Consider the following 21,562-nt stretch of genomic DNA (forward strand, 5'->3'; position numbering starts at 1 on the left):
CCGGAGCGCGCAAATGAGCGACATAGCCACCCCGGTCACCGTGCAGGTGGCTGTCGACCCGTCCTACCCGGTGGTGATCGGCACCGGCCTGCTCGGCGAGCTCGACGAACTGCTCTCTGGTCGACACCGGGTGGCGATCCTGCACCAGCCGGTGCTGGCCGAAACCGCGGAGGTGATCCGAAAGCGCTTGGCCGACAAGGGTGCCGACGCGCACCGCATCGAAATCCCCGACGCCGAGGCCGGCAAGGATCTGCCGGTGGTGGGTTTCATCTGGGAAGTGTTGGGCCGCATCGGAGTCGGGCGCAAGGACGCGCTGATCAGCCTCGGCGGCGGAGCCGCCACCGACGTGGCCGGCTTCGCGGCGGCGACCTGGCTGCGGGGCGTCGACATTGTGCACATACCCACCACTCTGCTCGGGATGGTCGACGCGGCCGTCGGCGGCAAGACCGGGATCAATACCGATGCCGGTAAAAACCTGGTGGGCGCCTTTCACCAGCCGGCCGCCGTGCTCGTCGACCTGGCCACCCTGGAGACGTTGCCGCGCAACGAAATCGTGGCCGGCATGGCCGAAGTCGTGAAAGCCGGTTTCATCGCCGACCCGGTGATCCTGGATCTCATCGAAGCCGATCCGCAGGCCGCGCTGAACCCGACCGGCGACGTGCTGCCTGAGCTGATCCGCCGCGCAGTCACAGTCAAGGCCGAAGTCGTGGCCGCCGACGAGAAGGAATCGCAGCTGCGCGAAATCCTGAACTACGGGCACACGTTGGGCCACGCCATCGAGCGGCGGGAGCACTACCAGTGGCGCCACGGCGCCGCGGTGTCGGTGGGCCTGGTGTTCGCCGCCGAATTGGGCCGGCTGGCCGGGCGGCTCGACGACGCCACCGCGGACCGACACCGCACAATCCTGACCTCACTGGGATTGCCGGTCAGCTATGACGCCGACGCGCTGCCCCAGCTATTGGAATACATGGCCGGTGACAAGAAAACCCGCTCCGGCGTGCTGCGGTTCGTGGTCCTCGACGGGCTGGCCAAGCCCGGCCGCTTGGAGGGCCCGGACCCGGCGCTGCTGGTGGCCGCCTATGCGGAGGTCGCAGCCCAGTGACGACGGTGAACGTGATCAACGGACCGAATCTGGGCCGGCTGGGCCGCCGCGAGCCCGACGTGTACGGCGACACCACCCACGACGACCTGGCCGCAATGATCGAACGCGAGGCCACCGAGCTGGGACTGAAAGTGGTTGTGCGGCAAAGCGATAACGAAGCACAGCTGCTGGACTGGATTCATTCCGCCGCCGATGCCGAAGAGCCGGTGATCCTCAACGCCGGCGGCCTGACGCACACATCGGTGGCGCTGCGCGACGCGTGCACCGAGCTACGCGCGCCGTTGATCGAGGTGCATATCTCCAATGTGTATGCCCGCGAGGAGTTTCGGCGTCATTCGTATCTGAGCCCGATCGCCAGCGGGGTGATCGTCGGTCTCGGCGTGCAGGGCTATCTGCTGGCGCTGCGCTATCTGGCCGGCGTTTAGCGCTGATCCTTCTCGGTTTTGGGAGCCGGCTCGGTCTGCTCCGCCTCCGCCGCCGCGGCGGTCTCCTGGTCGTAATCGGCCAGCTTGATTTCTTCGGTCGGTGACTCGCTGTAGGCCGGCTGCGGCGCGGTGTGCTCGTCGCGCTCGGCGGTGGCGACCGCACCGGCTCGTTCCTCGGGCATTACGCCGCCCTCAGCCGCAGCCGTCGCGTCGTCAGGCCGGACGGCGGCGAACACGTCGGTGTCGACCCGGTCCTCTTCAGCGCCGGGGCGAGGGGCGTAATCACCCTTGCGGTCAGTGCGCCAACGGCCGACTGTCGCCCCGGCGATGCCGCCCAAAAACACCAGCAGCGCGGTGAAGGCGGCGAACGTGGTGATCTCGTTGATCAGCCCGCCGACATAAAGGCCCTTGTAGACCAGTCCGATCAGCCAGGCGACCGCGCCGCTGAGTACCCCGGCGACCAGGCCGGCCAGCAGCCACGTCATCGCCAGATCGTCGCGCCGGTCCGGGTCGGGGTTTGCCCTGGCGTCGGCGCGGCCGTCGATCACGCCCCACACGACGACGCCGGCGAGGAAGAGCAGCAGCAGCACAATGCTGATCATCGCGGCCGCAGTCTGAAAGGCATTGATCAATGCGCCCTGGAACAGGCGGACGACGACCATCGCGGCGGCAAAGACCAGACCACGCAGCATCCAGTTAGTCATGAGGGCACAGCGTAGACGAGTACCGTCGTCGGGCGTGACACATTCTCAGCGTCGAGACAATCTCAGCGCCCGAATTGACGGCAACGGGCTGGACGCGATGCTGATCACCGACCTGATCAATGTGCGATACCTTTCCGGATTTACCGGCTCGAACGCCGCGTTGCTGGTCTTCGCCGACCGCCGGCCCGCGATGCTGGCCACCGACGGCCGCTACCGCACCCAGGCCGCTCAGCAGGCACCTGACGTAGAGGTGGCCATCGAGCGGGCCTGCGGTCGTTACCTGACCGGGCGGGCCGCCGCCGCCGGCGTGCCGCGGTTGGGTTTCGAGAGCCACGTCGTCACCGTGGACGGGTTTGACGCCTTGTCCCGTGAGGCGATGGGCACCGAGTTGGTCCGCGCGTCAGGGACCGTCGAAGCGCTGCGCGAGGTCAAAGATGCCGGCGAGGTAGCCCTGCTGCGGCTGGCGTGCGAGGCCGCCGACGCCGCGCTGACCGAACTGGTGCAGCGCGGTGGGTTGCGGCCGGGCCGAACCGAACGCCAGGTGGGCCGCGAGTTGGAGGCTTTGATGCTCGACCACGGCGCCGACGGCGCTTCGTTCGAGACGATCGTTGCCGCCGGAGCCAATTCGGCGATCCCGCATCACCGGCCCACCGACGCGGTGCTGGCCGCCGGCGACTTCGTCAAAATCGACTTCGGCGCGCGGGTCGGCGGTTATCACTCCGACATGACCCGTACCTTCGTGCTGGGCCAGGCCGCCGACTGGCAGCACGACATTTATCAACTGGTTGCTGCCGCCCAGCAAGCCGGCCGCGAGGCGCTGCGGGCCGGAGCGAGTCTGGCCGACGTCGACGGCGCGGCGCGGCGGGTTATCGACGACGCCGGGCATGGTGACCATTTCGGCCACGGGCTCGGCCACGGGGTGGGGCTTCAGATCCACGAAGCGCCGGGGATCAGTGCCGGCGCCGCCGGTACACTACTGGCGGGCTCCGTGGTGACGGTGGAGCCCGGTGTCTATGTGCCCGACCGCGGCGGTGTCCGCATTGAGGACACGTTGGTCGTGGGAACACACCGACCCGAGTTGCTGACCCGGTTCCCCAAGGAACTGGCCATTCTCTAGGAGACTTGTGGCATCGACTGCCGACTTCAAGAACGGACTCGTGCTGGTGATCGACGGCCAGCTGTGGCAGATCGTCGAATTCCAGCACGTCAAACCCGGCAAGGGCCCGGCGTTTGTGCGCACCAAGCTGAAGAACGTCGTCTCCGGCAAGGTGGTCGACAAGACGTACAACGCCGGGGTGAAGGTGGAGACAGCCACCGTCGACCGCCGCGACACCACCTACCTGTACCGCGACGGCTCGGACTTCGTGTTCATGGACAGCCAGGATTACGAGCAGCACCCGCTACCGGAGTCGCTGGTGGGCAACGCCGCGAATTTCTTGCTGGAGGGCATGCCGGTACAGGTCGCCTTCCACAACGGGTCGGCGCTGTACATCGATCTGCCGGTGACTGTCGAGCTGGAGGTCACCCACACCGACCCGGGCCTGCAAGGCGACCGCTCCAGCGCGGGCACCAAGCCGGCGACTCTGGAGACCGGTGCGCAGATCAACGTGCCGCTGTTCATCAACACCGGCGACAAGCTCAAAGTCGACTCCCGCGACGGCAGCTACCTCGGCCGTGCTTGACGATGGCTGACGCCAAGCCGGCGAGGCCTGTCAAGGGACGACATCAGGCCCGCAAACGCGCCGTCGACCTGTTGTTCGAGGCCGAGGCCCGCGGTCTGACACCGGTTGAGGTCGCCGACGCCCGGGCCGCGCTGGCAGCGGCGAAACCCGACGTCGCGCCGCTGCATCCATACACCGAGACGGTGGCTCGCGGGGTCGCCGAGCACAGCGCCCATATCGACGAGCTGATCGCGTCGCACCTGCAGGGCTGGACCCTGGAGCGTCTGCCGGCGGTGGACCGGGCCATCCTGCGGGTCGCGGTGTGGGAGTTGCTGCACGCCGACGACGTGCCAGAGCCGGTAGCGGTCGACGAGGCCGTGCAGCTGGCCAAGGAGTTGTCGACCGACGACTCGCCCGGATTCGTCAACGGCGTGCTCGGCCAGGTGATGCTGGTGACACCACAGATCCGCGCTGCCTCGCAAGCCCTCCGGGGAGGGAACCACCAGTCGTGACCCGGCTGGAATTGCGGGTGGTCATCGCCGGCGTGCTGGCGGCGACGGTGGTGCTGGGCGCCGTCGTGTGCGCGGCCTACGGGCAGGCGACGATCGCGGCGGCGCTGGCGATTTACGCGCTGGGGGTCGGGGCGTGGCTGTATCACTCGATCGAGCGTTACGTGGTGGCCCGGCGCATCAACACGGTCCGCTCAGTGGCCAAGCCGCTCTCACCGCTGTTGCCGGTGATGGCCGCCATCATGGGGCTGACGCAGGCCGTGGTGCGCTCGCTGTCCGATGTCACCGAGGTGCCGGCGCGGGGATGGCGGTGGATGGCCATCAGCCGCGGTCCCCAAGACGACGAACTGGAGAGCTGACGGCGGCCCGCGTCGACGAAACCGCCTCATCGTGATCACCGGCGAGACACACTGGCCACATGGATCGAAACGGCGAGCGCCCGAGACGACTTCGTGTTTCCGCGCTGGCGGCGGTAGCCAACCCGTCGTACTCGCGGATGGATACCTGGAACCTGCTCGACGACGCCTGCCATCAGCTCGCGGTGGTCAACCGTGCCGGGCTGGACACCACTCACGAAGCGGCCCGGGTCAAGCGTCTGCTTAATCGTCTCGGCGCCTACGAGCGGTATTGGCTCTACCCCGGCGCGGAGAACCTCGCCACCTTCCGCCGGTATCTCGACAACCTCGCCACCGTCAGCCTCTCCGACGGGGTGTCGCTTGCGGTGCGGCTGCTCTCCGAATACGGCGACCGCGCAGCGTTGTTCGACACCTCGGCGTCGCTGGCCGACCAGGAGTTGGTGGCCCGGGCCAAAGAGCAGCAGTTCTACACCGTGCTGCTCGGCGACGATGCCCCGGAGACGGCTCCGGAAAGCCTGGCCGAATGCCTGCGCGCGCTGCGCGATCCGTCCGACGACGTGCAGTTCGAGCTGTTGGTGGTGACCAGCGTCGAGGACGCCATCACCGCGATCGCGTTGAACGGCGAGATTCAGGCCGCGATCATCCGTCATGACCTTCCGCTGCGTTCCCGCGACCGGGTGCCGTTGATGACCACACTGCTGGGCGGCAATGACGACGCGGTCGCCACCGACCGCACCCACGACTGGGTGGAGTGCGGCGAGTGGATCCGCGAGCTGCGGCCGCACATCGATCTCTACCTGCTCACCGACGAGTCGATCGCCGCCGACACCGAGGACGAACCGGACATCTACGACCGCACGTTCTACCGGCTCAACGATGTCACCGACCTGCACAGCACCGTCCTTGCCGGTATCCGGAATCGCTTCGCCACACCGTTTTTCGACGCGCTGCGCGCCTACGCGGCGCGGCCCGCCGGCCAGTTTCATGCTCTTCCGGTCGCCCGTGGCGCCAGCATCTTCAATTCCAAGTCGCTGCAGGACATGGGGGAGTTCTACGGCCGCAACATCTTCATGGCCGAGACGTCGTCGACGTCGGGGGGACTGGATTCGCTGCTGGACCCACACGGCACCATCAGGGCGGCGATGGACAAAGCCGCGCTGACCTGGAATGCCAACAACACCTACTTCGTCACCAATGGCACGTCGACCGCCAACAAGATCGTCGTGCAAGCGCTGACCCGGCCCGGCGACATCGTGCTGATCGACCGCAACTGCCATAAGTCACACCACTATGGCCTGGTGCTCGCCGGCGCCTACCCGTTGTATCTGGATGCCTACGAGCTGAAGCCGTTCGCCATCTATGGAGCGGTGTCGCTGGACACCATCAAAAAGGCGCTGCTCGATCTCGAGGCGGCCGGACAGCTGGACCGGGTACGGATGCTGCTGCTGACCAACTGCACCTTCGACGGCGTCGTCTACAACCCGCGCCGGGTGATGGAGGAAGTGCTGGCCATCAAACCGGACATCTGCTTTTTGTGGGACGAGGCGTGGTACGCGTTTGCCACCGCAGTGCCGTGGGCACGGCAGCGCACAGCGATGATTGCCGCCGAGCAACTGGAATCGATGCTGTCGTCAGCGTCTTATGCCGAGCAGTACCGGGAATGGCAGAAGTCGATGCAGGGAGTCGACCGCGAACAATGGCGTACCCGGCGGCTGCTGCCCGACCCCAGCCGCGCTCGGGTCCGGGTGTACGCGACGCATTCCACCCACAAGTCGCTGTCGGCGCTTCGGCAGGCGTCGATGATCCATGTCCGCGACCAGGACTTCAAGGCGCTCAGTCGCGACGCGTTCGGTGAGGCGTTTTTGACCCACACCTCAACCTCGCCCAACCAGCAGCTGCTCGCCTCGTTGGATTTGGCGCGCCGCCAGGTCGACATCGAGGGCTTCCAGATGGTGCGCTACGTCTACGACATGGCGCTGGTGTTTCGCCACCGGGTGCGCAAAGACCGGTTGATCGGCAAGTGGTTTCGCATCCTCGACGAGTCCGACCTGGTGCCCGACGAGTTTCGGGCGTCGACGGTCAGTTCCTACCGTCAGGTCCGGCAAGGCGCGCTGGCCGAGTGGAACGAGGCCTGGCGCTCCGATCAGTTCGTATTGGACCCGACCCGGGTGACGTTGTTCATCGGCAAGACCGGGATGAACGGCTACGACTTCCGCGAGAAGGTCCTGATGGACCGGTTCGGCATTCAGATCAACAAGACCTCGATCAACAGTGTGTTGTTGATTTTCACGATCGGTGTCACCTGGTCGAGCGTGCACTATCTGCTCGACGCGCTGCGCCGGGTGGCCAGCGATCTCGAGCGGAGCCAGTGCGCGGCCAGCAAGGATGATCGTGCCCTGCAACAGCGCCGGGTCGAGGAGATCACCGAGGACCTGCCGCCGCTGCCCGACTTCAGCGAATTCGACAACGCATTCCGCCCCGACAAGGTCTGTTTGTTCGGCGACATGCGATCGGCGTTCTACGCCGGATACGAAGACGCCGACCGTGAACACGTTCAGCTCGGCGCCGCCGGGCGCCGACTGGCCGACGGAAAGCCGTTGGTATCCACGACGTTTGTGGTGCCCTATCCGCCCGGTTTCCCGGTGCTGGTGCCGGGTCAGGTGATTTCCAAGGAGATCCTGTATTTCCTTGCCGAGCTCGACGTCAAGGAAATCCACGGCTACAACCCGGAGTTGGGGCTGTCGGTGTTCACCGAGGCGGCGCTGCAACGGATGGCCGCGGCTCGTCGCGCCGTGGCCGAGGCAAGCGGCAACGGCAACGCCGCGCAGGTGGCTGTGGCTTCAACGCGGGCTGTGCTTGGCTAGCCACCTTCGGCGCACCCACCTTCGGCGCACCCACCTTCGGCGCGAGCGTGCGTGTCCCCGGTCGACACGCCGAGCGGATCTCCGAGTTTGCGCACGTTCGCCCCGGATCGCCACCCGTCGGACGGCGACGCCGCGATGGGCGCCCCAGCACGCCCTAACGGCGGTCTTGTCGGAAAGCGACAACAGCGCACGACGGGCTTGTCGCGTTGTGGCAAGCGCTGCGGTGCCAGCCTGGCCGACAATGGGTCTTGGTAGCCAGAGATACAGAAGGATATGACCCAAAATGACTGCGACCGAACGAGTTTGTATGACGCGGCAGGACTATGTGCGCTTGCAGAACGAACTGACGGCCCTGCGCTCCCGATCCGGCATTGAAGTCCCCGACGACGTGATGGATTACGACGGGAATCTCGTCGTCCGTGACCCGGCACTGCAAAAGCGCATTCACAAGATTCACGATCTACTCACCCGCGCCGTCGTTGATAAGAAGGCTGCCGGCGATGACATCGCCCAGCCAGGAACGGTGCTCACCATCCGCTACGACGCGACCGGCGAAACCGAAACGTTTTCGCTTGGCAGGCGTGCTAAGAACACGGAAGACGCGCACATCAAGGCCTATTCGATGGCATCGCCATTGGGTCGTGCGATCGCCGGTGCGCGCCCCGGCGAACAGCGCAGCTACGCGATCCCCGATGGTGCGCACCTGCCCGTAACCTTGCTCAAGGTTGTGCCATACCGCGCGCACCTCCGGAAAAGCCCACAGTCTCAATCTGTTTCACCGGCGCGCAGCAAGCGTCTACAGCGGTCAAGTTCATCGACAGCGCCGTCTCGTAACGCGATGGCTGCTGCCGCGAAGTAAACAATCAGGAGACCCAGTGTCTATCGCTAACAAGACTTTTGGCGTGAAGCGCCACACACGCCAGCTTGCCCCAGGTGGTTGTGCGGCAACGGTTCGGCCTGGCATGTCGCTGAGTGCACATGTCCAACCGGATGTGACCGCTGTCGAGGCACGTGGCGTGCTCGACTCTTACGGCGCCGCTCAACTGAACGATTACGTCATTGAGCTGGCTAACCCACGACGATCTCTCATCGTTGACCTCTCCGGAGTGGATTTCGTTAACGGTCAAGGCTTCCAAGCCTTGATTAGATTCGCCCAACACTGCCAGCGGATAGGCGTGCAATGGGCTCTGGTTGCCAACGAAGCGGTGAGCCGACTGCTGCGCGCAATGGACAGCACCGACCGATTGCCCATCGCAGCCGACCTGAAGGGCGCCCGGCGGTTGCTGGCGCTTTATCACCAGACCTGGGCGCCAACGGTGTCGCGTCGCCCAGCGGCGGTCAGATAAGGCAGAGCGGGCAGGACTACCGCAATGCGTGACACATGGCTTGACGGACCGGCGAAGGGAACGAGGTGGCGACCTATGAGCGCGATCGAGCGGCTCGATGAGGACGATCTGTGGGAAATATCCCAGCGAACCGACAAGCTCGGGGTGTTGTCCGTCTACCTCAGCGCAGATCCCGGCCAAGACCCGAACCTGCAAGGCGTCGCAATCGACCTGAAAAACCGTTTTCGGGAGTTGCAGCGTCGGGTTGCCGAGGTTGCCGGTTCTGATCAGCGCCGCGACGTGGCCGCCGCGCTCGAGCGACTCTGGCCGCAGATAGAAAGCCTGGCAAGCCCGACAGCATCGGGACGAAGCCGCATCGCCTTCGCCGCGTTGGATAGCGACTGGCTTCTGCGATTTGAGAGCGCCATGCCAGTGGCCAATCGGGTGGTGTTCGACGATGGACCGTTCATCCATCCGCTGCTGGAGTTGCTCGACGAAGGTCGGACGGCGGGCGTTGTCCTGGTGTCAGCGGAGGAGGCCCGGCTGCTCGAGTGGCGGGTCGGGTCGCTTCGCATGCTGAGTGAGATGGCGCAGCCGTACGCTGAGGCGCCGCACGAGCGTGCCGGCCAAGTCGGCGGCGGCCCAGAAGGGCAGTTCCACACACCGGTCCGCGAACAGCGCCAAGCTCGCGACCGCGACCGTATCGAGCGGTTCTTGGACCAGGTGACCAAGGCCGCTGCGGAGCTGGCCGATGATCGCGGCTGGCAGCGGATCCTCATCAGCGGCGGGGAGCGCTGGACCGAACCGACCGTCGCGAGGTTCCCCCAAACGCTTCGCGGCAAGGTGTTCGCCGACGCTCGAGTCCTCAGCGGGCTGGATGATGTTGCGCTCGCAACGGCTGTCACGGAATGGGTACATGAGCAGCACGGCCAGCGGGAAAGGCAGCTCCTGGAACATGTCCGCGATGCTGCCGGGTCGGGTATCGCCGCCCTGGGGTTGTCGGAGGTGGTTGCAGCGTTGAACGCCGGGAGAGTCGCACACTTGGTGTACGACCCGCAGGTCCGCTACACCGGGACGGTGGGCGCCGACGGAGCGTTGTACGCCGGCGAGGAGGTCGGCCCCGACGGGCAACCGGGAACGCCCGAGCCGCGATTGACCGAAAGGCTGGTCGAGCGAGCACTCAATACTGGGGCCCGAATTAGTCCCGTCGAGGGCGCGGCCGATGGGGTGGTGAGAGAAGCCGCGGGCGTGGCTGCGCTGCTGCGCTGGTAAAGGGCGGCTTGGCGAGACCAAGCTTGCTCAAAGACGTCAAACGACAAGACCAGAGAGGCAGCACATGTCCGCAACAACGGAACACCTAGGGTCGTGCGAACACGACGACCGACCATGCGAGCCCGCCGGCCGGGGATGGGAACCCGCACATCGCCGGCATGCCCGTATCGCCTTGCAGCGATGGGAATGTGAAGGCGGCGCATTGGGACATCCTGCATCACAACCACATTCACGGCGGCTGCATACAATCAGTCCGGCCAACGCGCACAACGCAGCAGCGGCTACCGCGCCAGTATGAGTGGGATGAGAAAGACAGAGGGTTAGCGATGACGTCGACAGTGAGACTTGGACGGATAGCCGGTGTGGACGTCGGCGTGCACTGGAGCGTATTGGCCATCGTAGTGCTGCTGGTCGGCGGTCTGTGGGTGCGCTTTTCGCGGCTCGCCGCAGGGTTCCCGTGGGGCGCATACCCGCTGGCGGCGGTGGTGGCCGCTGTGCTGTTCGTAGTGTCGCTGCTGGCCCACGAACTGGCCCACGCGATCGTGGCGCAACGCAACGACGTGGAAGTGGAGGGCATCACGCTGTGGCTGCTCGGCGGGGTCGCGCGGCTGCGCGGCGAGGCCTCCACGCCCGGCGCTGATTTCCGCATTTCTGCGGTCGGGCCTCTCACTAGTCTGCTGATGGCAGCGGTGTTCGGCGCGGTGGCCTGGCTGGGCGATCTGGCCGGCATGAACGCGCTGATGGTGGCGGTGCCCGGCTATTTGGCCGTGATCAATGTGGTGCTGGCCGTTTTCAATACGATCCCGGCGGCGCCGTTGGATGGCGGGCGGATTCTGCGAGCCGCGGTGTGGGCGTGGCGAGGCGATCGGCTCACCGCGACGGTGGTAGCCGCAAGGGCGGGCAGAATTTTCGGCTTCAGTCTGATCGCGTTGGGCATACTGCAAACTATCGGTGGCGGCCTCGGAAACGGCCTGTGGTGGATCCTGCTCGGCTTGTTCGTCGTCACCATGGCCAGCGCCGAGGAGCACCATGCCCGGACAAGCGCGGCGCTGGCCGGAGTTCGGGTTCGCGACGTCATGACCGAGCACCCCGAAGCGGCGGACGGCAACGCCAGCATCGCCGAATTCCTGCGCGACATCGCGCTGTTGCGCCGGCACTCCGCATTCCCGTTACTCGACCACGCCGGGCGGCTGCAAGGCCTAGTCACCCTCAACCGAATCCGCGCCGTTCCGGCCGATCGGCGGGAGACCACGCTGCTGCGCGAGGTGGCCTGCCCGCCGGAGGAGATCCCGCTGGCCCGGCCCGACGAACCGCTGTCTGCCTTGCTCTCCCGGCTTAAAGGATGCGCCGACGGCCGCACCCTGGTGTTCGATCACGGCGAAATGCTTGGCATCGTCTCGCCCAGCGACATCAGCCGCGCGGCCGCGCTACACGGCTTGGGTGTGCGGACCGGAACCAGCGGCGCCGACATCGCCGAAACGACCTGTGGGGTGAACTAGCCTTTAGGCACGCGCTGCGGGTTCGACTCTTATGCGATAAACAAATTAAGAACCAGAATGATCGTCGGGTATCGGCGCCGTCGCGTTATCTGAGAAACGTCGCCATGAGGCCGTTCACGCGTTCAGGTTCCTGCCGGTTGGCCCAGTGCCCGGCGCCGTCGATGAGCTCGAAACGCGCACCGGGAACAGCGTTTGCCGCCGCGCGCGTGTGCTTGCGGCTGACGCCGATGTCGCGACTTCCTTGAATGAAGAGCGTGGGACACGAGATTGTGTGCAGCCGCGGTCGAAGATCGACGCGCATCCGGCAGAAGTCAATCGATCCGTTCTGCCAGTCCGAGGAGCCAGCGCCGTTACGGAGGACATCGGCATGATATTCGTCGACGATCTCGTCGAAGTCGTCGACCGGCCCGGCGAAGAGGGCCGTGCGTGCGAACCGTGCGCAGACTGCCCGGCTTCGGAAGATCAGCGACGGGAGAGTGCGCCCGAGTAGCGGTACTTTCGCGACGAGCCACATCAGCTGATGCACGACCGGTGGGAACGAGATGATGCCGGCGGGCGCCAGCGCAATAAGGCGGGACACCCGCTGCGGATGATCGATGGCGTAGGCGAGTGCGAGGGCGCCGCCCTGGGAGAGGCCGACGACGGCGATGCGGTCGAGCCCGAAATAGTCGAGGACGACGGTGATGCAGGCCAGCATCCGATTGTGGTCGGCGACGCCATCCCACGGCCTGCTCTCGCCTTGCTTGGGCCAATCGAGCGCGAAGACACGGTGCTGCGCGGCGAGAGCCGGGATGGCGTGCCGCCAACTAAGCATGGCGTTGTCGTTGCCGGCGCCGCTGAGCAACAGCACGGGCGTCCCCAAGTTGCCTTGGACGATGACGTGCAGGGGGCCCTCGGGTTGTTGGATGTAAATACTCTCGCGGCCCTCGGCGTCTCGCGGCGCAGTCATACTTCCCACGCTACTGAGGCGTCGCTACACCACAATCGGCGCGAGCGTGCGTGTCCCCGGCCGACACGCCGAGCGGATAACCGGGTTTGCGCACGTTCGCCCCGGGCCGCCCCGGGCCGCCACCCGGCCGGCCCGAGCATTTCGCTCACTCCGAGTTGAAGCCTCGACCGCGCGCGCGGGGTGGCGCAATGACGGGCAAACATCCCACTTTCGCCTGGTAGCCCCGAACCCGGAAGCGGCGCAATACGGCGGATGGCGGCGCTGCCCACATTTCAGCTGGTCGAGACACTCCTTCGGGCGGCATTAGCGTAACGGCGTGGCCCTCGTAGTACCGCTGCCGCTTCGCCGACCTCGCGCAGATCGCGCTCGCCAGGTCGCCGACGTGCTGCGCTTCCAGATCCACACCGGCGGCTACGACGACGGCCTGCCCACCGAACACGACTTGGCCGAAGAATTCGCAGTCTCCCGCAACACGATTCGCGCAGCGCTTACCACGTTGAAGACCGAGGGCCTGATCGATCGCGGACCCAAGGTCGGAACCCATGTGGCGCAACGCAAATACGACCACGGACTCGACACCCTGTTGGGGCTGAAGGAAACCTTCAAAAGCCACGGCGACGTCCGCAATGAGGTTCGCGCCGCGATGAACGTCGCGGCGCCGCCGTCGGTGGCACAACGACTGCAGGTGCCGCCGGGCCAGCAGGTGGTGTTCATCGAACGGCTGCGCTACCTGGGCGGGCTGCCGCTGAGCCTGGATCTGACCTACTTGGCACCGGATGTCGGCGCCGAAATCCTGACTCAGCCGCTGGAAACCAACGACGTGTTCGCGCTCATCGAACGGCGGCACCGCCTCGGCTCGGCCACCCTGGCGCTGGAAGCCATCCCCGCTGACGCCCACTCCGCTGCAACCCTGCAAGTGCCCGACGGTGCGCCGTTGCTCATGCTGGAGCGGCTCACCAGCCTCGACGACGACAGACCCGTTGACCTGGAATACATCCGACTGCGCGGCGATCGAATCACCATGCGCGGCAACCTGGTAAGGAGCACCCCGTGACACTGGTCAATCAGCGCGGTGACGTTCCGGTGACCATCGACGAGTCGCTGTGCATCGACGGTTGCACGCTGTGCGTCGACATCTGCCCGCTGGATTCACTGGCCATCAACCCCGACACCGGGAAGGCCTTCATGCACGTCGACGAATGCTGGTACTGCGGCCCATGCGCGGCCCGCTGCCCGACCGGCGCGGTGACCGTCAACATGCCCTACCTCATCCGCTGACTTCGTCCTAGGACACTTCATGAGAACACTCCCCATCTTGCTGGCGTCGGTGGCACTTATTGCAACGGGCTGCTCGCTGGACGCCACTGACACGGTCAACCTCGTCATCGGCTACCAGTCCAAGACCATCAACACGGTGACCGCCGGCACATTGCTGCGCGCGCAGGGCTACCTCGAGCGCCGACTCGCCCAGGTAGGCCGTGACACCGGCACCAGATACCGGGTGGTGTGGCAGGACTACGACACCGGCGCGCCGATCACCGCGCAGATGGTCGCCGAAAAGATCGACATCGGCTCAATGGGCGATTACCCGATGCTGATCAACGGCTCCCGAACCCAAGCCAACCAACGTGCCCGTACCGAGATCGTCTCGATCACCGGTTACAACGCCAAAGGCGCATTGAACATGGTGGTGGTAGCCCCGGATTCAACGACGGCGGCCCTGACCGGCCTGGCCAGTAAGAAGGTCTCGGCCAGCATCGGGTCGGCCGGTCACGGCACACTGGTGCGTGCGCTGTCCAACGCCGGCATCAACCCCGCCGGCGTCGAAGTCTTCAACCAGCAGCCACAAGTCGGCGCATCGGCGCTGGAATCCGGTCAGGTGCAAGCCCTCTCACAATTCGTCGCCTGGCCCGGCCTGCTCGTCTACCAAGGCAAAGCCAAGCTCCTCTACGACGGCGCCGAGCTGAACTACCCGACGCTGCATGGTGTCGTGGTGCGCCGAGCGTACGCCGCCGCGCATCCCGAAGTGCTTGACGCATTTTTGCAGGCCCAACTCGACGCCACCGATTTCCTCAACCACACTCCGCTCGAGGCGGCGCGAATCGTCGCCGATGCCAGCGGGTTGCCGCAAGAGGTGGTCTACCTCTACAACGGCCCGGGCGGCACCACGTTCGACACCACGCTCCAGCCGGCACTGACAGATGCGCTGAAAGGCGATGTGCCCTACCTGAAGTCGATCGGCGACTTCGCCGACCTCGACGTCGACGGCTTCGTGCAGGACGGGCCGCTGCGGGCGGCCTTCGCGACCCGAAAGCTGGAATACGGCAAGCCGGTGACCCCGGCAGTGCCCGGCGGCGAACTGTGGCTGGCGGATTCAGCGACCACCCGACAGGTGGCCGATCCGACCGCCCTCCTCAAAGAGGTCCGGGATGCGACGGCCCGCGGCGGGCGCGTCCGCGCAGCCTACGTGCGCGACACCGAACTGGGCACCCGCTGGTTCGCCGACAAATCAGTGTGGGTGCGCGACGGCGAACAATACCTGCCATTCGACACCGCGGCGGCTGCGCAGCGCTATATCGCCGGGCACCGGGGAAGCGTCGCACTCGATTACCAGCAGGCGCTGGAGGGCGTGGCGTGACCGCCGTCAGTATCGACGCCCCAGTGGCGGCCGCGCCGGTCGTCAGGCCGCCGCGTCCGCGACGTTCACCCTGGCGGCCGCGACTGCTGCGGCTGACGTCGGTGGCGGCCGGGATCGGATTGTGGCAGCTGCTCACCGCCGGCCACGTCCGGCTGTGGCTGCGCTTCGACACGCTACCGACCGTCACCGAGATTGTGACCGCGCTGACCCGTCGACTGCACACCGATGAATACTGGCTTGACTTGGGGCAGTCGCTGATTCGCATTCTCACCGGCTTCGGGCTGGCCGCTGTCATCGGTATCGCGACCGGCATCCTGCTGGCCCGCTCACACCTGTTCAGCGACCTGTTGGGCCCGTTGACCGAACTGGCCCGCCCGATCCCGGCCATCGCGGTAGTGCCGGTGGCGATCTTGCTGTTCCCCACCGACGAGGCCGGCATCGTGTTCATCACGTTCCTCGCGGCGTATTTCCCGATCATGGTCAGCACCCGTCACGCGGTGCGGGCGCTGCCCACGCTCTGGGAGGACTCGGTACGCACTTTGGGCGGCAACCGATGGGATGTGCTGACCCAGGTGGTGCTGCCGGGCATCCTGCCTGGCGTATTCGGCGGACTGTCGGTGGGCATGGGGGTGGCGTGGATCTGTGTGATCTCCGCGGAAATGATTTCCGGCCGCCTCGGTGTGGGCTATCGGACCTGGCAGGCCTACACCGTGTTGGCGTATCCCGACGTCTTCGTCGGCATCATCACGATCGGTGTGCTCGGATTCGCCACCGCCGCGACAGTGGAATTGGTGGGCCGCCGCGTGACCCGGTGGCTGCCACGCGGCGAGGAGCGTGCGCGATGACGACTGGAATGAGCCTCGGGCTGGACCGGATCCGACTGTCCTACAACGGAACGGCGGTTATCGATGGGCTGAGCTTGGCGGTGCGGCCCGGCGAGATCCTGGTGCTGACCGGGCCGTCGGGCTGCGGCAAGACGACGGTGCTGCGTGCGCTGGCCGGGCTGCTGCGGCCCGACACCGGCCGCGTGCTCGCCGACGGAGCTGAAGTCGGCACCACGTCGGGCGAGCGCGGCGTGGTATTTCAGGACAATGCGCTGCTGCCGTGGCGCAGCGTGCGGTCCAACATCGAGTTGGCGTTGCGGTTGCGCGGCCAACCGCGGGCCACCCGACGTGCCCAGGCCAATCGTTGGATCACCGAGCTCGGATTGACCGGTTTCGGTGATTACTTGCCCAAGAACCTCTCCGGGGGAATGCGCCAGCGCGTCCAGTTGGCGCGCGGACTGGCCGGGGCGCCGCGCGCAGTGATGATGGACGAGCCGTTCGGCGCGCTGGACACCCAAACCCGCGCCGCGATGCAACGACTGCTGATCGACTCGTGGCGCGCCCATCCGACCACGATCGTGTTCGTCACCCACGACGTCGATGAAGCGCTCGCCTTAGGCGACCGGGTCGCGGTGCTGGGCCGCGCCGGGCAACCGCTGCGCGCACTGGTCGACGTCTCGTCGCCCCGCACCGCGGAAGCCAAGCCCGCCTTGCGGGCCGAAATCATTGCCGCACTGGAATACCCGGTAGCCGCATGACCCAGATTCCCGATCCGGCCACGCCGCTGCGCCTGGACTGCGATGTGCTGGTCATCGGTGGCGGCACCGCCGGCACCATGGCCGCGCTCACCGCCGCCGAGCATGGCGCGCAGGTGCTGCTGCTGGAGAAGGCACACGTCCGGCATTCCGGTGCGCTGGCAATGGGCATGGACGGCGTCAACAACGCCGTCATCCCGGGCAAAGCCGATCCCGAGGACTACGTCGCCGAGATCACCCGGGCCAACGACGGAATCGTCAACCAGCACACCATCTATCAGACCGCGACCCGCGGATTCGCGATGGTGCAGCGTCTGGAACGCTACGGGGTCAAGTTCGAAAAGGACGAACACGGCGAGTATGCGGTGCGCCGGGTGCACCGGTCGGGCTCCTACGTGCTGCCGATGCCCGAGGGCAAGGACGTCAAGAAGGCGCTCTACCGGGTGCTGCGCCAGCGATCGATGCGGCAGAAGGTTCGCATCGAGAACCGGCTGATGCCGGTGCGGGTCTTGGTTTCCGATGGTCGTGCCGTGGGCGCGGCCGCGCTGCACACGCGCAGCGGCGAATTCGTCGCCGTCGGCGCCAAAGCGGTGGTGCTGGCCACCGGCGCCTGCGGCCGGCTCGGCCTGCCCGCCTCGGGATATCTCTACGGCACCTACGAGAACCCGGCCAACGCCGGTGACGGCTATTCCATGGCCTACCACGCCGGCGCGGAGCTGTCCGGCATCGAGTGCTTTCAGGTCAACCCGTTGATCAAGGATTACAACGGTCCCGCCTGCGCCTACGTGGCCAACCCGTTCGGCGGTTATCAGGTCAACGCACTAGGGGAGCGGTTCGTCGACTCGGACTACTGGTCGGGCCACATGATGGCCGAGGTCCGCAGTGAAATCGAGTCCGCGCGCGGGCCGATCTATCTGAAGGTGTCGCATCTGCCGGACGAGACACTGAGCGCGCTGGAAAACATCCTGCACACCACCGAGCGGCCGACTCGCGGTACCTTCCACGCCAACCGCGGGCACGACTACCGCACCCACGACGTGGAAATGCACATCTCCGAAATCGGCTTGTGCAGCGGTCATTCCGCGTCCGGTGTGTGGGTCGACGAGCAGGCTCGCACCACGGTGCCCGGTCTGTACGCCGCCGGTGACCTGGCCTGTGTGCCGCACAATTACATGATCGGTGCGTTCGTGTTCGGCGACCTCGCGGGCGCGGATGCCGCATCGACGCTGGCCGACGTCGCCGCGCCACGGCAGCTTCCCTTAGACCAGCTGGTCGACGCCCATGAACTGATCTACCGCCCGCTGCATCATCCCGACGGGCCGCCGCAACCTCAGGTTGAATACAAACTGCGGCGATTCGTCAACGACTATGTGGCACCGCCGAAGACAGCCGCCAAACTGTCAATCGCGGTGCGGACCTTCGAGCGGATGCGCGGCGAGATCGCCGAGATGGGCGCTCGCACGCCGCACGAGCTGATGCGCGCGGTGGAGGTGTCGTTCATCCGCGACTGCGCCGAGTTGGCCGCCCGCTCGTCGCTGACCCGCACCGAGTCGCGGTGGGGCCTGTATCACCAACGCGCCGACCTGCCGGCCCGCGACGATCAGCAGTGGGGTTATCACCTCAATGTGCGCAAAACGGCCGACGGATCGATGCAGTTCCTGAAGCGGCCGGTGGCACCGTATTTCGTGCCGGTCCCCGAACTGGATGTCGTGCCGCCAGCCGACCAAACCGTGCGGACCGTGCAGCAGCCGGATCTGGTCGGCGGTAAAGCCCCGGCCGGCGGGCCAACCAGAATCGGTGCTGGGCCGGCGGTTGATCCGCCGTCGCCGCGCATCGCCGCGGTGCTCGCGCTGGACGAACCGACCGTCGCAGAACTAGCCGCCTTCCTGACCGATGCCGACGCAGGGGTTCGCCGTACAGCAGTGACCACGCTGACCGAGCACATGCCGGACGGGTATGCCGCAGTGCTGCTGGACGCGCTGGACGATGCCGACGCTACGGTGCGCGGCGCCGCCGCTGCCGGCGTGCGCGAACTCGTCGAAGTGCTGCCGCAACCCGAAGCCGGGCGCAGATTTCTGTCCTCACCCGACGCGGTGGTTCGCGCGGTCGCGGTCTACCTGTTGGCTTGTCGACGCGTCGGCGACGCCGAAGAATACCGGCATGCGCTCGGCGACATCGACCACCGGGTGCGGATCGAGGCGGTGCGCGCGCTGGTATCCGTCGACGATGCGGCCGGGGTCGGGGCCGCGGCTGGTGACGGTAACCGGGAGGTCCGCATTACCGCGGCCAACGGCCTGGCCACCTTGCGAGCCGGCGCCGATATCGTCCGCAAGCTGCTCGTCGACCCCGATCCACTGGTGCGTGCGGCAGCGCTCGCCGCGATGAGCGAATTAGGTTGCAGTGTCGACGATTTAACTGCGGTCGAGCAGGCACTACGGTCACCGGCCTGGCAACTACGAGAGGGCGCGGCGCGCGCCCTGTCCGGGGCGCCGACAGAGCCGGCGGTTCCCTTGCTCGTGCAGACGCTGGACGATGAGCACCTCGACGTGCGCAAGGCGGCGGTGCTGAGCCTCACCCGGTGGGGCGACGAAGCCGCCGTGCGGGACGCGCTGAGCGTCGCGCTCAAAGACAACGACGCCGACGTCCGCGCCTACGCCCGGCGAGCGCTGGCCGGCGACTCCGCATAGGCCTTGACCAGCACAGCCGCGCGACCTGCAGGTGGCCGTCGGCCAAAGCGGCGAATTACGGCAATCAGCGTCGGCCTGGATGGCTAGGCTTGGCGAGCGTGGCGACTTCGGGTGATTCAGCCAATTCCCGGCTCTCCGTGGAGGACTGGGTGCAGGAAGGTTTTCGGGTACTCGCCGAGGACGGCATCAAGGCCCTGACCCTCGACCGGCTCTGCCGCCGCCTCGGGGTCACCAAGGGCAGCTTCTACTGGCACTTCAACGACATGAAGGCCTACCGCACGGCGCTGATCGATGCCTGGGCGGCCGTCCGCGACGAGGACCGCTGGTACTTCGACGACTTGGCCGGCGACCCGCCCCGCCAGCGGCTGTCGCGGATGATGACCGCGCTGGTCGGCCCGCGGCACTGGATGCTGGAGCGCGCGATGCGGGAATGGGCGCGCTCGGAGACCGCAGTCGCTCATGCGGTGCGCGCCTCGGACCAACGTGTCGTCGCCGCCGTGCGGCAGGCTTTCGTCGACGACGGCTTCGACACCGACCAGGCCGATATGCGGGCCAACGCCACGTTTGCCGCAGGAATCGGATTCCTGCACCTGTCTGGTTCGAGACCGAGCCCGCAGGCCGCCGGCCGTCGCGAAGCGTTCCTCGAGGTGATGCTGCGGCATTGATGCCGCTACTTCGAGCGCCGAGACTGCGCAGGCGACGCCGAAACTGCGTACAGGATGGCTTGTTTCGCGATTTCTCACTGTGGACGCAGCCTCGATGCGACGCTACCATACCAAAAGGTATGGTAGCGTCCTCGCTGTGACGATCACCGACGAGTTCGTGGCCCGGTTGGCCGAGCGCGCCGGCGAGGCGGAGAAGCTGCGCCGACTACCGCAGGCCACGATTGACGACTACCGCGCCTGCGGACTGGCGCGGCTGTTGCAGCCGGCGCGGTACGGCGGGCAGCAGGCGGAGTTTCCCGAGATCCTCGATGCGGTACGGCGAATGGCCCATGGCTGCGCGTCGAGCGCCTGGACGCTGGGCTTCTACACCCTGCACAACTGGATGCTGGCGCTGCTGAGCGAGCAGGCCCAGGACGAAGTGTTCGCCGACGGGCCGGTGCTATGTCCGGCGCCGCTGGCACCGACCGGACGGGGCACCCCGGTCGACGGCGGTATCCGGTTGACCGGACGTTGGTCATGGGCGACTGGCGTGATGGATGCCGACTGGGTGCTGGTCGGCGCGTTCTGTGATCCGGATCCGGCGCTGGTGCTGCTGCCGGCCTCCGACATCCGAGTCGACGACGTCTGGCATACCGCCGGGATGTGCGCGACGGGCTCCAACGACGTCGTCGTCGACGACGTATGGGTGCCGGGCCACCGCCTGGTCAAGGTCACCGACATCTACGCCGGCACCACACCGGGTGCCCAGCTGCATGACGCGCCGACCTACCGCTGGCCGATGGTGCCCGCACTGGCCCTGACAGCCGCGATGCCCGCGCTGGGCTCGGCGGAACTGGTCACCGACACCTATGCACGGCGACTCGGCGAGCGAGTGCTCGCATATTCCGGTGTGGCGCAAAAGGATCAACCGGCCGCACAACTGCGACTCGGTCAGGCGCGGGTACGGCTGCGGGCGTTGCGCGCGTTACTCCAAGACACTGCAAATCGCATCCAGGACACCGTCGGTAGCGGGCAGCGGATCAGCCGGGCGGCCCGTGCGAACGCCCGGGTGGCCGCCGCGCATATCGTGCACGAATCGCGTGCGGTGATCGCCGATCTGCTGGAAGCCTCCGGGGCCAGCGCGCAATTTCTGGACAATCCGTTGCAGCGGGCCAAACGCGACGTCGACGTCATCTCCGGGCATGTGGTGTTCGACTACGACGTCAGCCGCGAACTGGCCGGCGCGCTGGAGGTCGGTGTGAAAGTCTCACCGATCGCAATGCTCTGACTCTCTCCACCTCGCCGAGATCGACGTTAGAGCCCATTTTTGCCCTTGGATTGACTCTAG

The 21,562-nt window shown here is 66.5% G+C and carries 21 protein-coding genes; 19 read left to right on the top strand and 2 right to left on the bottom strand.

The window, feature by feature from the left end; genetic code table 11:
* Nucleotides 1–13: 13 nt before the first annotated feature.
* Nucleotides 14–1,102: a 3-dehydroquinate synthase gene (gene aroB, locus AC5Y49_RS09290; RefSeq protein WP_499886192.1), complete on the top strand. Its 1,089-nt coding sequence runs from the start codon at nucleotides 14–16 to the stop codon at nucleotides 1,100–1,102.
* Complete coding sequence (gene aroQ / locus AC5Y49_RS09295) at nucleotides 1,099–1,527, top strand: type II 3-dehydroquinate dehydratase (protein WP_499886193.1); 429 nt, start codon at nucleotides 1,099–1,101, stop codon at nucleotides 1,525–1,527. The genes aroB and aroQ overlap by 4 nt, the downstream gene beginning before the upstream one ends.
* On the opposite strand, the gene AC5Y49_RS09300 is transcribed toward aroQ, so the two are convergent.
* The gene (locus AC5Y49_RS09300; RefSeq protein ID WP_499886194.1) at nucleotides 1,524–2,231 is read right to left on the bottom strand and encodes a B-4DMT family transporter; all 708 of its coding nucleotides are present in this window, start codon (nucleotides 2,229–2,231) and stop codon (nucleotides 1,524–1,526) included. The two genes, aroQ and AC5Y49_RS09300, sit on opposite strands and share 4 nt — an antisense overlap.
* A 34-nt stretch (nucleotides 2,232–2,265) precedes the next feature.
* Here AC5Y49_RS09300 and AC5Y49_RS09305 point away from each other — a divergent pair, with 34 nt between their 5' ends.
* The 9 genes from AC5Y49_RS09305 to AC5Y49_RS09345 all read left to right on the top strand — a co-directional run bounded on the left by AC5Y49_RS09305 (nucleotide 2,266) and on the right by AC5Y49_RS09345 (nucleotide 11,717).
* On the top strand, nucleotides 2,266–3,348 hold the full coding sequence (locus tag AC5Y49_RS09305) for a M24 family metallopeptidase (RefSeq protein ID WP_499886195.1): 1,083 nt from the start codon (nucleotides 2,266–2,268) through the stop codon (nucleotides 3,346–3,348).
* Nucleotides 3,349–3,355: 7 nt separating this feature from the next.
* Nucleotides 3,356–3,913: an elongation factor P gene (gene efp / locus AC5Y49_RS09310; RefSeq protein WP_065014025.1), complete on the top strand. Its 558-nt coding sequence runs from the start codon at nucleotides 3,356–3,358 to the stop codon at nucleotides 3,911–3,913.
* 2 nt (nucleotides 3,914–3,915) lie between these two features.
* Nucleotides 3,916–4,404 (top strand): transcription antitermination factor NusB, encoded by a 489-nt coding sequence (gene nusB / locus AC5Y49_RS09315; protein WP_499886196.1) that lies wholly within the window; start codon nucleotides 3,916–3,918, stop codon nucleotides 4,402–4,404.
* Complete coding sequence (locus AC5Y49_RS09320) at nucleotides 4,401–4,760, top strand: antitermination protein NusB (RefSeq protein WP_499886197.1); 360 nt, start codon at nucleotides 4,401–4,403, stop codon at nucleotides 4,758–4,760. The genes nusB and AC5Y49_RS09320 overlap by 4 nt, the downstream gene beginning before the upstream one ends.
* A gap of 59 nt (nucleotides 4,761–4,819) precedes the next feature.
* Nucleotides 4,820–7,621 carry an aminotransferase class I/II-fold pyridoxal phosphate-dependent enzyme gene (locus AC5Y49_RS09325; RefSeq protein ID WP_499886198.1) on the top strand — a complete coding sequence of 934 codons (2,802 nt, stop codon included), beginning with the start codon at nucleotides 4,820–4,822 and terminating at the stop codon, nucleotides 7,619–7,621.
* Nucleotides 7,622–7,904: 283 nt separating this feature from the next.
* Complete coding sequence (locus AC5Y49_RS09330) at nucleotides 7,905–8,480, top strand: GreA/GreB family elongation factor (protein ID WP_499886199.1); 576 nt, start codon at nucleotides 7,905–7,907, stop codon at nucleotides 8,478–8,480.
* Nucleotides 8,481–8,496: 16 nt separating this feature from the next.
* Nucleotides 8,497–8,967, top strand: a complete 471-nt coding sequence (locus tag AC5Y49_RS09335; protein WP_499886202.1) for an STAS domain-containing protein — start codon at nucleotides 8,497–8,499, stop codon at nucleotides 8,965–8,967.
* A gap of 75 nt (nucleotides 8,968–9,042) precedes the next feature.
* Nucleotides 9,043–10,218, top strand: a complete 1,176-nt coding sequence (locus AC5Y49_RS09340) for an MSMEG_1130 family ribosome hibernation factor (RefSeq protein ID WP_499886204.1) — start codon at nucleotides 9,043–9,045, stop codon at nucleotides 10,216–10,218.
* Nucleotides 10,219–10,544: 326 nt separating this feature from the next.
* A complete protein-coding gene (locus AC5Y49_RS09345; RefSeq protein WP_499886208.1) occupies nucleotides 10,545–11,717 on the top strand; it encodes a site-2 protease family protein in 1,173 nt (390 codons plus the stop codon).
* An 85-nt stretch (nucleotides 11,718–11,802) separates the two neighbouring features.
* Here AC5Y49_RS09345 and AC5Y49_RS09350 read toward each other — a convergent pair whose 3' ends face one another.
* The gene (locus AC5Y49_RS09350; protein ID WP_499886210.1) at nucleotides 11,803–12,567 is read right to left on the bottom strand and encodes an alpha/beta fold hydrolase; all 765 of its coding nucleotides are present in this window, start codon (nucleotides 12,565–12,567) and stop codon (nucleotides 11,803–11,805) included.
* A 415-nt stretch (nucleotides 12,568–12,982) separates the two neighbouring features.
* On the opposite strand from AC5Y49_RS09350, the gene AC5Y49_RS09355 reads away from it, so the two are divergent.
* The 8 genes from AC5Y49_RS09355 (at nucleotide 12,983) to AC5Y49_RS09390 (ending at nucleotide 21,502) form a co-directional block, all read left to right on the top strand.
* Nucleotides 12,983–13,720 carry a GntR family transcriptional regulator gene (locus AC5Y49_RS09355; RefSeq protein WP_499886212.1) on the top strand — a complete coding sequence of 246 codons (738 nt, stop codon included), beginning with the start codon at nucleotides 12,983–12,985 and terminating at the stop codon, nucleotides 13,718–13,720.
* On the top strand, nucleotides 13,717–13,944 hold the full coding sequence (locus tag AC5Y49_RS09360; protein WP_499886214.1) for a 4Fe-4S dicluster domain-containing protein: 228 nt from the start codon (nucleotides 13,717–13,719) through the stop codon (nucleotides 13,942–13,944). Before AC5Y49_RS09355 ends, AC5Y49_RS09360 begins: the two co-directional genes overlap by 4 nt.
* Nucleotides 13,945–13,963: 19 nt before the next feature.
* A complete protein-coding gene (locus AC5Y49_RS09365) occupies nucleotides 13,964–15,304 on the top strand; it encodes an ABC transporter substrate-binding protein (protein ID WP_499886216.1) in 1,341 nt (446 codons plus the stop codon).
* A gap of 23 nt (nucleotides 15,305–15,327) precedes the next feature.
* The gene (locus AC5Y49_RS09370) at nucleotides 15,328–16,149 is read left to right on the top strand and encodes an ABC transporter permease (RefSeq protein WP_499886372.1); all 822 of its coding nucleotides are present in this window, start codon (nucleotides 15,328–15,330) and stop codon (nucleotides 16,147–16,149) included.
* Nucleotides 16,146–16,886, top strand: a complete 741-nt coding sequence (locus AC5Y49_RS09375; protein ID WP_499886217.1) for an ABC transporter ATP-binding protein — start codon at nucleotides 16,146–16,148, stop codon at nucleotides 16,884–16,886. The genes AC5Y49_RS09370 and AC5Y49_RS09375 overlap by 4 nt, the downstream gene beginning before the upstream one ends.
* On the top strand, nucleotides 16,883–19,570 hold the full coding sequence (locus AC5Y49_RS09380) for a fumarate reductase/succinate dehydrogenase flavoprotein subunit (protein ID WP_499886219.1): 2,688 nt from the start codon (nucleotides 16,883–16,885) through the stop codon (nucleotides 19,568–19,570). The genes AC5Y49_RS09375 and AC5Y49_RS09380 overlap by 4 nt, the downstream gene beginning before the upstream one ends.
* Nucleotides 19,571–19,668: 98 nt before the next feature.
* The gene (locus AC5Y49_RS09385; RefSeq protein WP_499886220.1) at nucleotides 19,669–20,235 is read left to right on the top strand and encodes a TetR/AcrR family transcriptional regulator; all 567 of its coding nucleotides are present in this window, start codon (nucleotides 19,669–19,671) and stop codon (nucleotides 20,233–20,235) included.
* Nucleotides 20,236–20,329: 94 nt separating this feature from the next.
* On the top strand, nucleotides 20,330–21,502 hold the full coding sequence (locus tag AC5Y49_RS09390) for an acyl-CoA dehydrogenase family protein (RefSeq protein ID WP_499886222.1): 1,173 nt from the start codon (nucleotides 20,330–20,332) through the stop codon (nucleotides 21,500–21,502).
* Nucleotides 21,503–21,562 lie beyond the last annotated feature (60 nt).

This window comes from Mycobacterium sp. NGS62 (assembly GCF_059812285.1).

Coding starts and splice junctions, on each gene's coding strand:
- aroB (WP_499886192.1), top strand. CDS start 14: ATGAGCGACATAGCCACCCCGGTCACCGTGCAGGTGGCTGTCGACCCG.
- AC5Y49_RS09300 (WP_499886194.1), bottom strand. CDS start 2,231: ATGACTAACTGGATGCTGCGTGGTCTGGTCTTTGCCGCCGCGATGGTC.
- nusB (WP_499886196.1), top strand. CDS start 3,916: ATGGCTGACGCCAAGCCGGCGAGGCCTGTCAAGGGACGACATCAGGCC.
- AC5Y49_RS09325 (WP_499886198.1), top strand. CDS start 4,820: ATGGATCGAAACGGCGAGCGCCCGAGACGACTTCGTGTTTCCGCGCTG.
- AC5Y49_RS09330 (WP_499886199.1), top strand. CDS start 7,905: ATGACTGCGACCGAACGAGTTTGTATGACGCGGCAGGACTATGTGCGC.
- AC5Y49_RS09340 (WP_499886204.1), top strand. CDS start 9,043: ATGAGCGCGATCGAGCGGCTCGATGAGGACGATCTGTGGGAAATATCC.
- AC5Y49_RS09345 (WP_499886208.1), top strand. CDS start 10,545: ATGACGTCGACAGTGAGACTTGGACGGATAGCCGGTGTGGACGTCGGC.
- AC5Y49_RS09365 (WP_499886216.1), top strand. CDS start 13,964: ATGAGAACACTCCCCATCTTGCTGGCGTCGGTGGCACTTATTGCAACG.
- AC5Y49_RS09375 (WP_499886217.1), top strand. CDS start 16,146: ATGACGACTGGAATGAGCCTCGGGCTGGACCGGATCCGACTGTCCTAC.
- AC5Y49_RS09380 (WP_499886219.1), top strand. CDS start 16,883: ATGACCCAGATTCCCGATCCGGCCACGCCGCTGCGCCTGGACTGCGAT.
- AC5Y49_RS09390 (WP_499886222.1), top strand. CDS start 20,330: ATGCGACGCTACCATACCAAAAGGTATGGTAGCGTCCTCGCTGTGACG.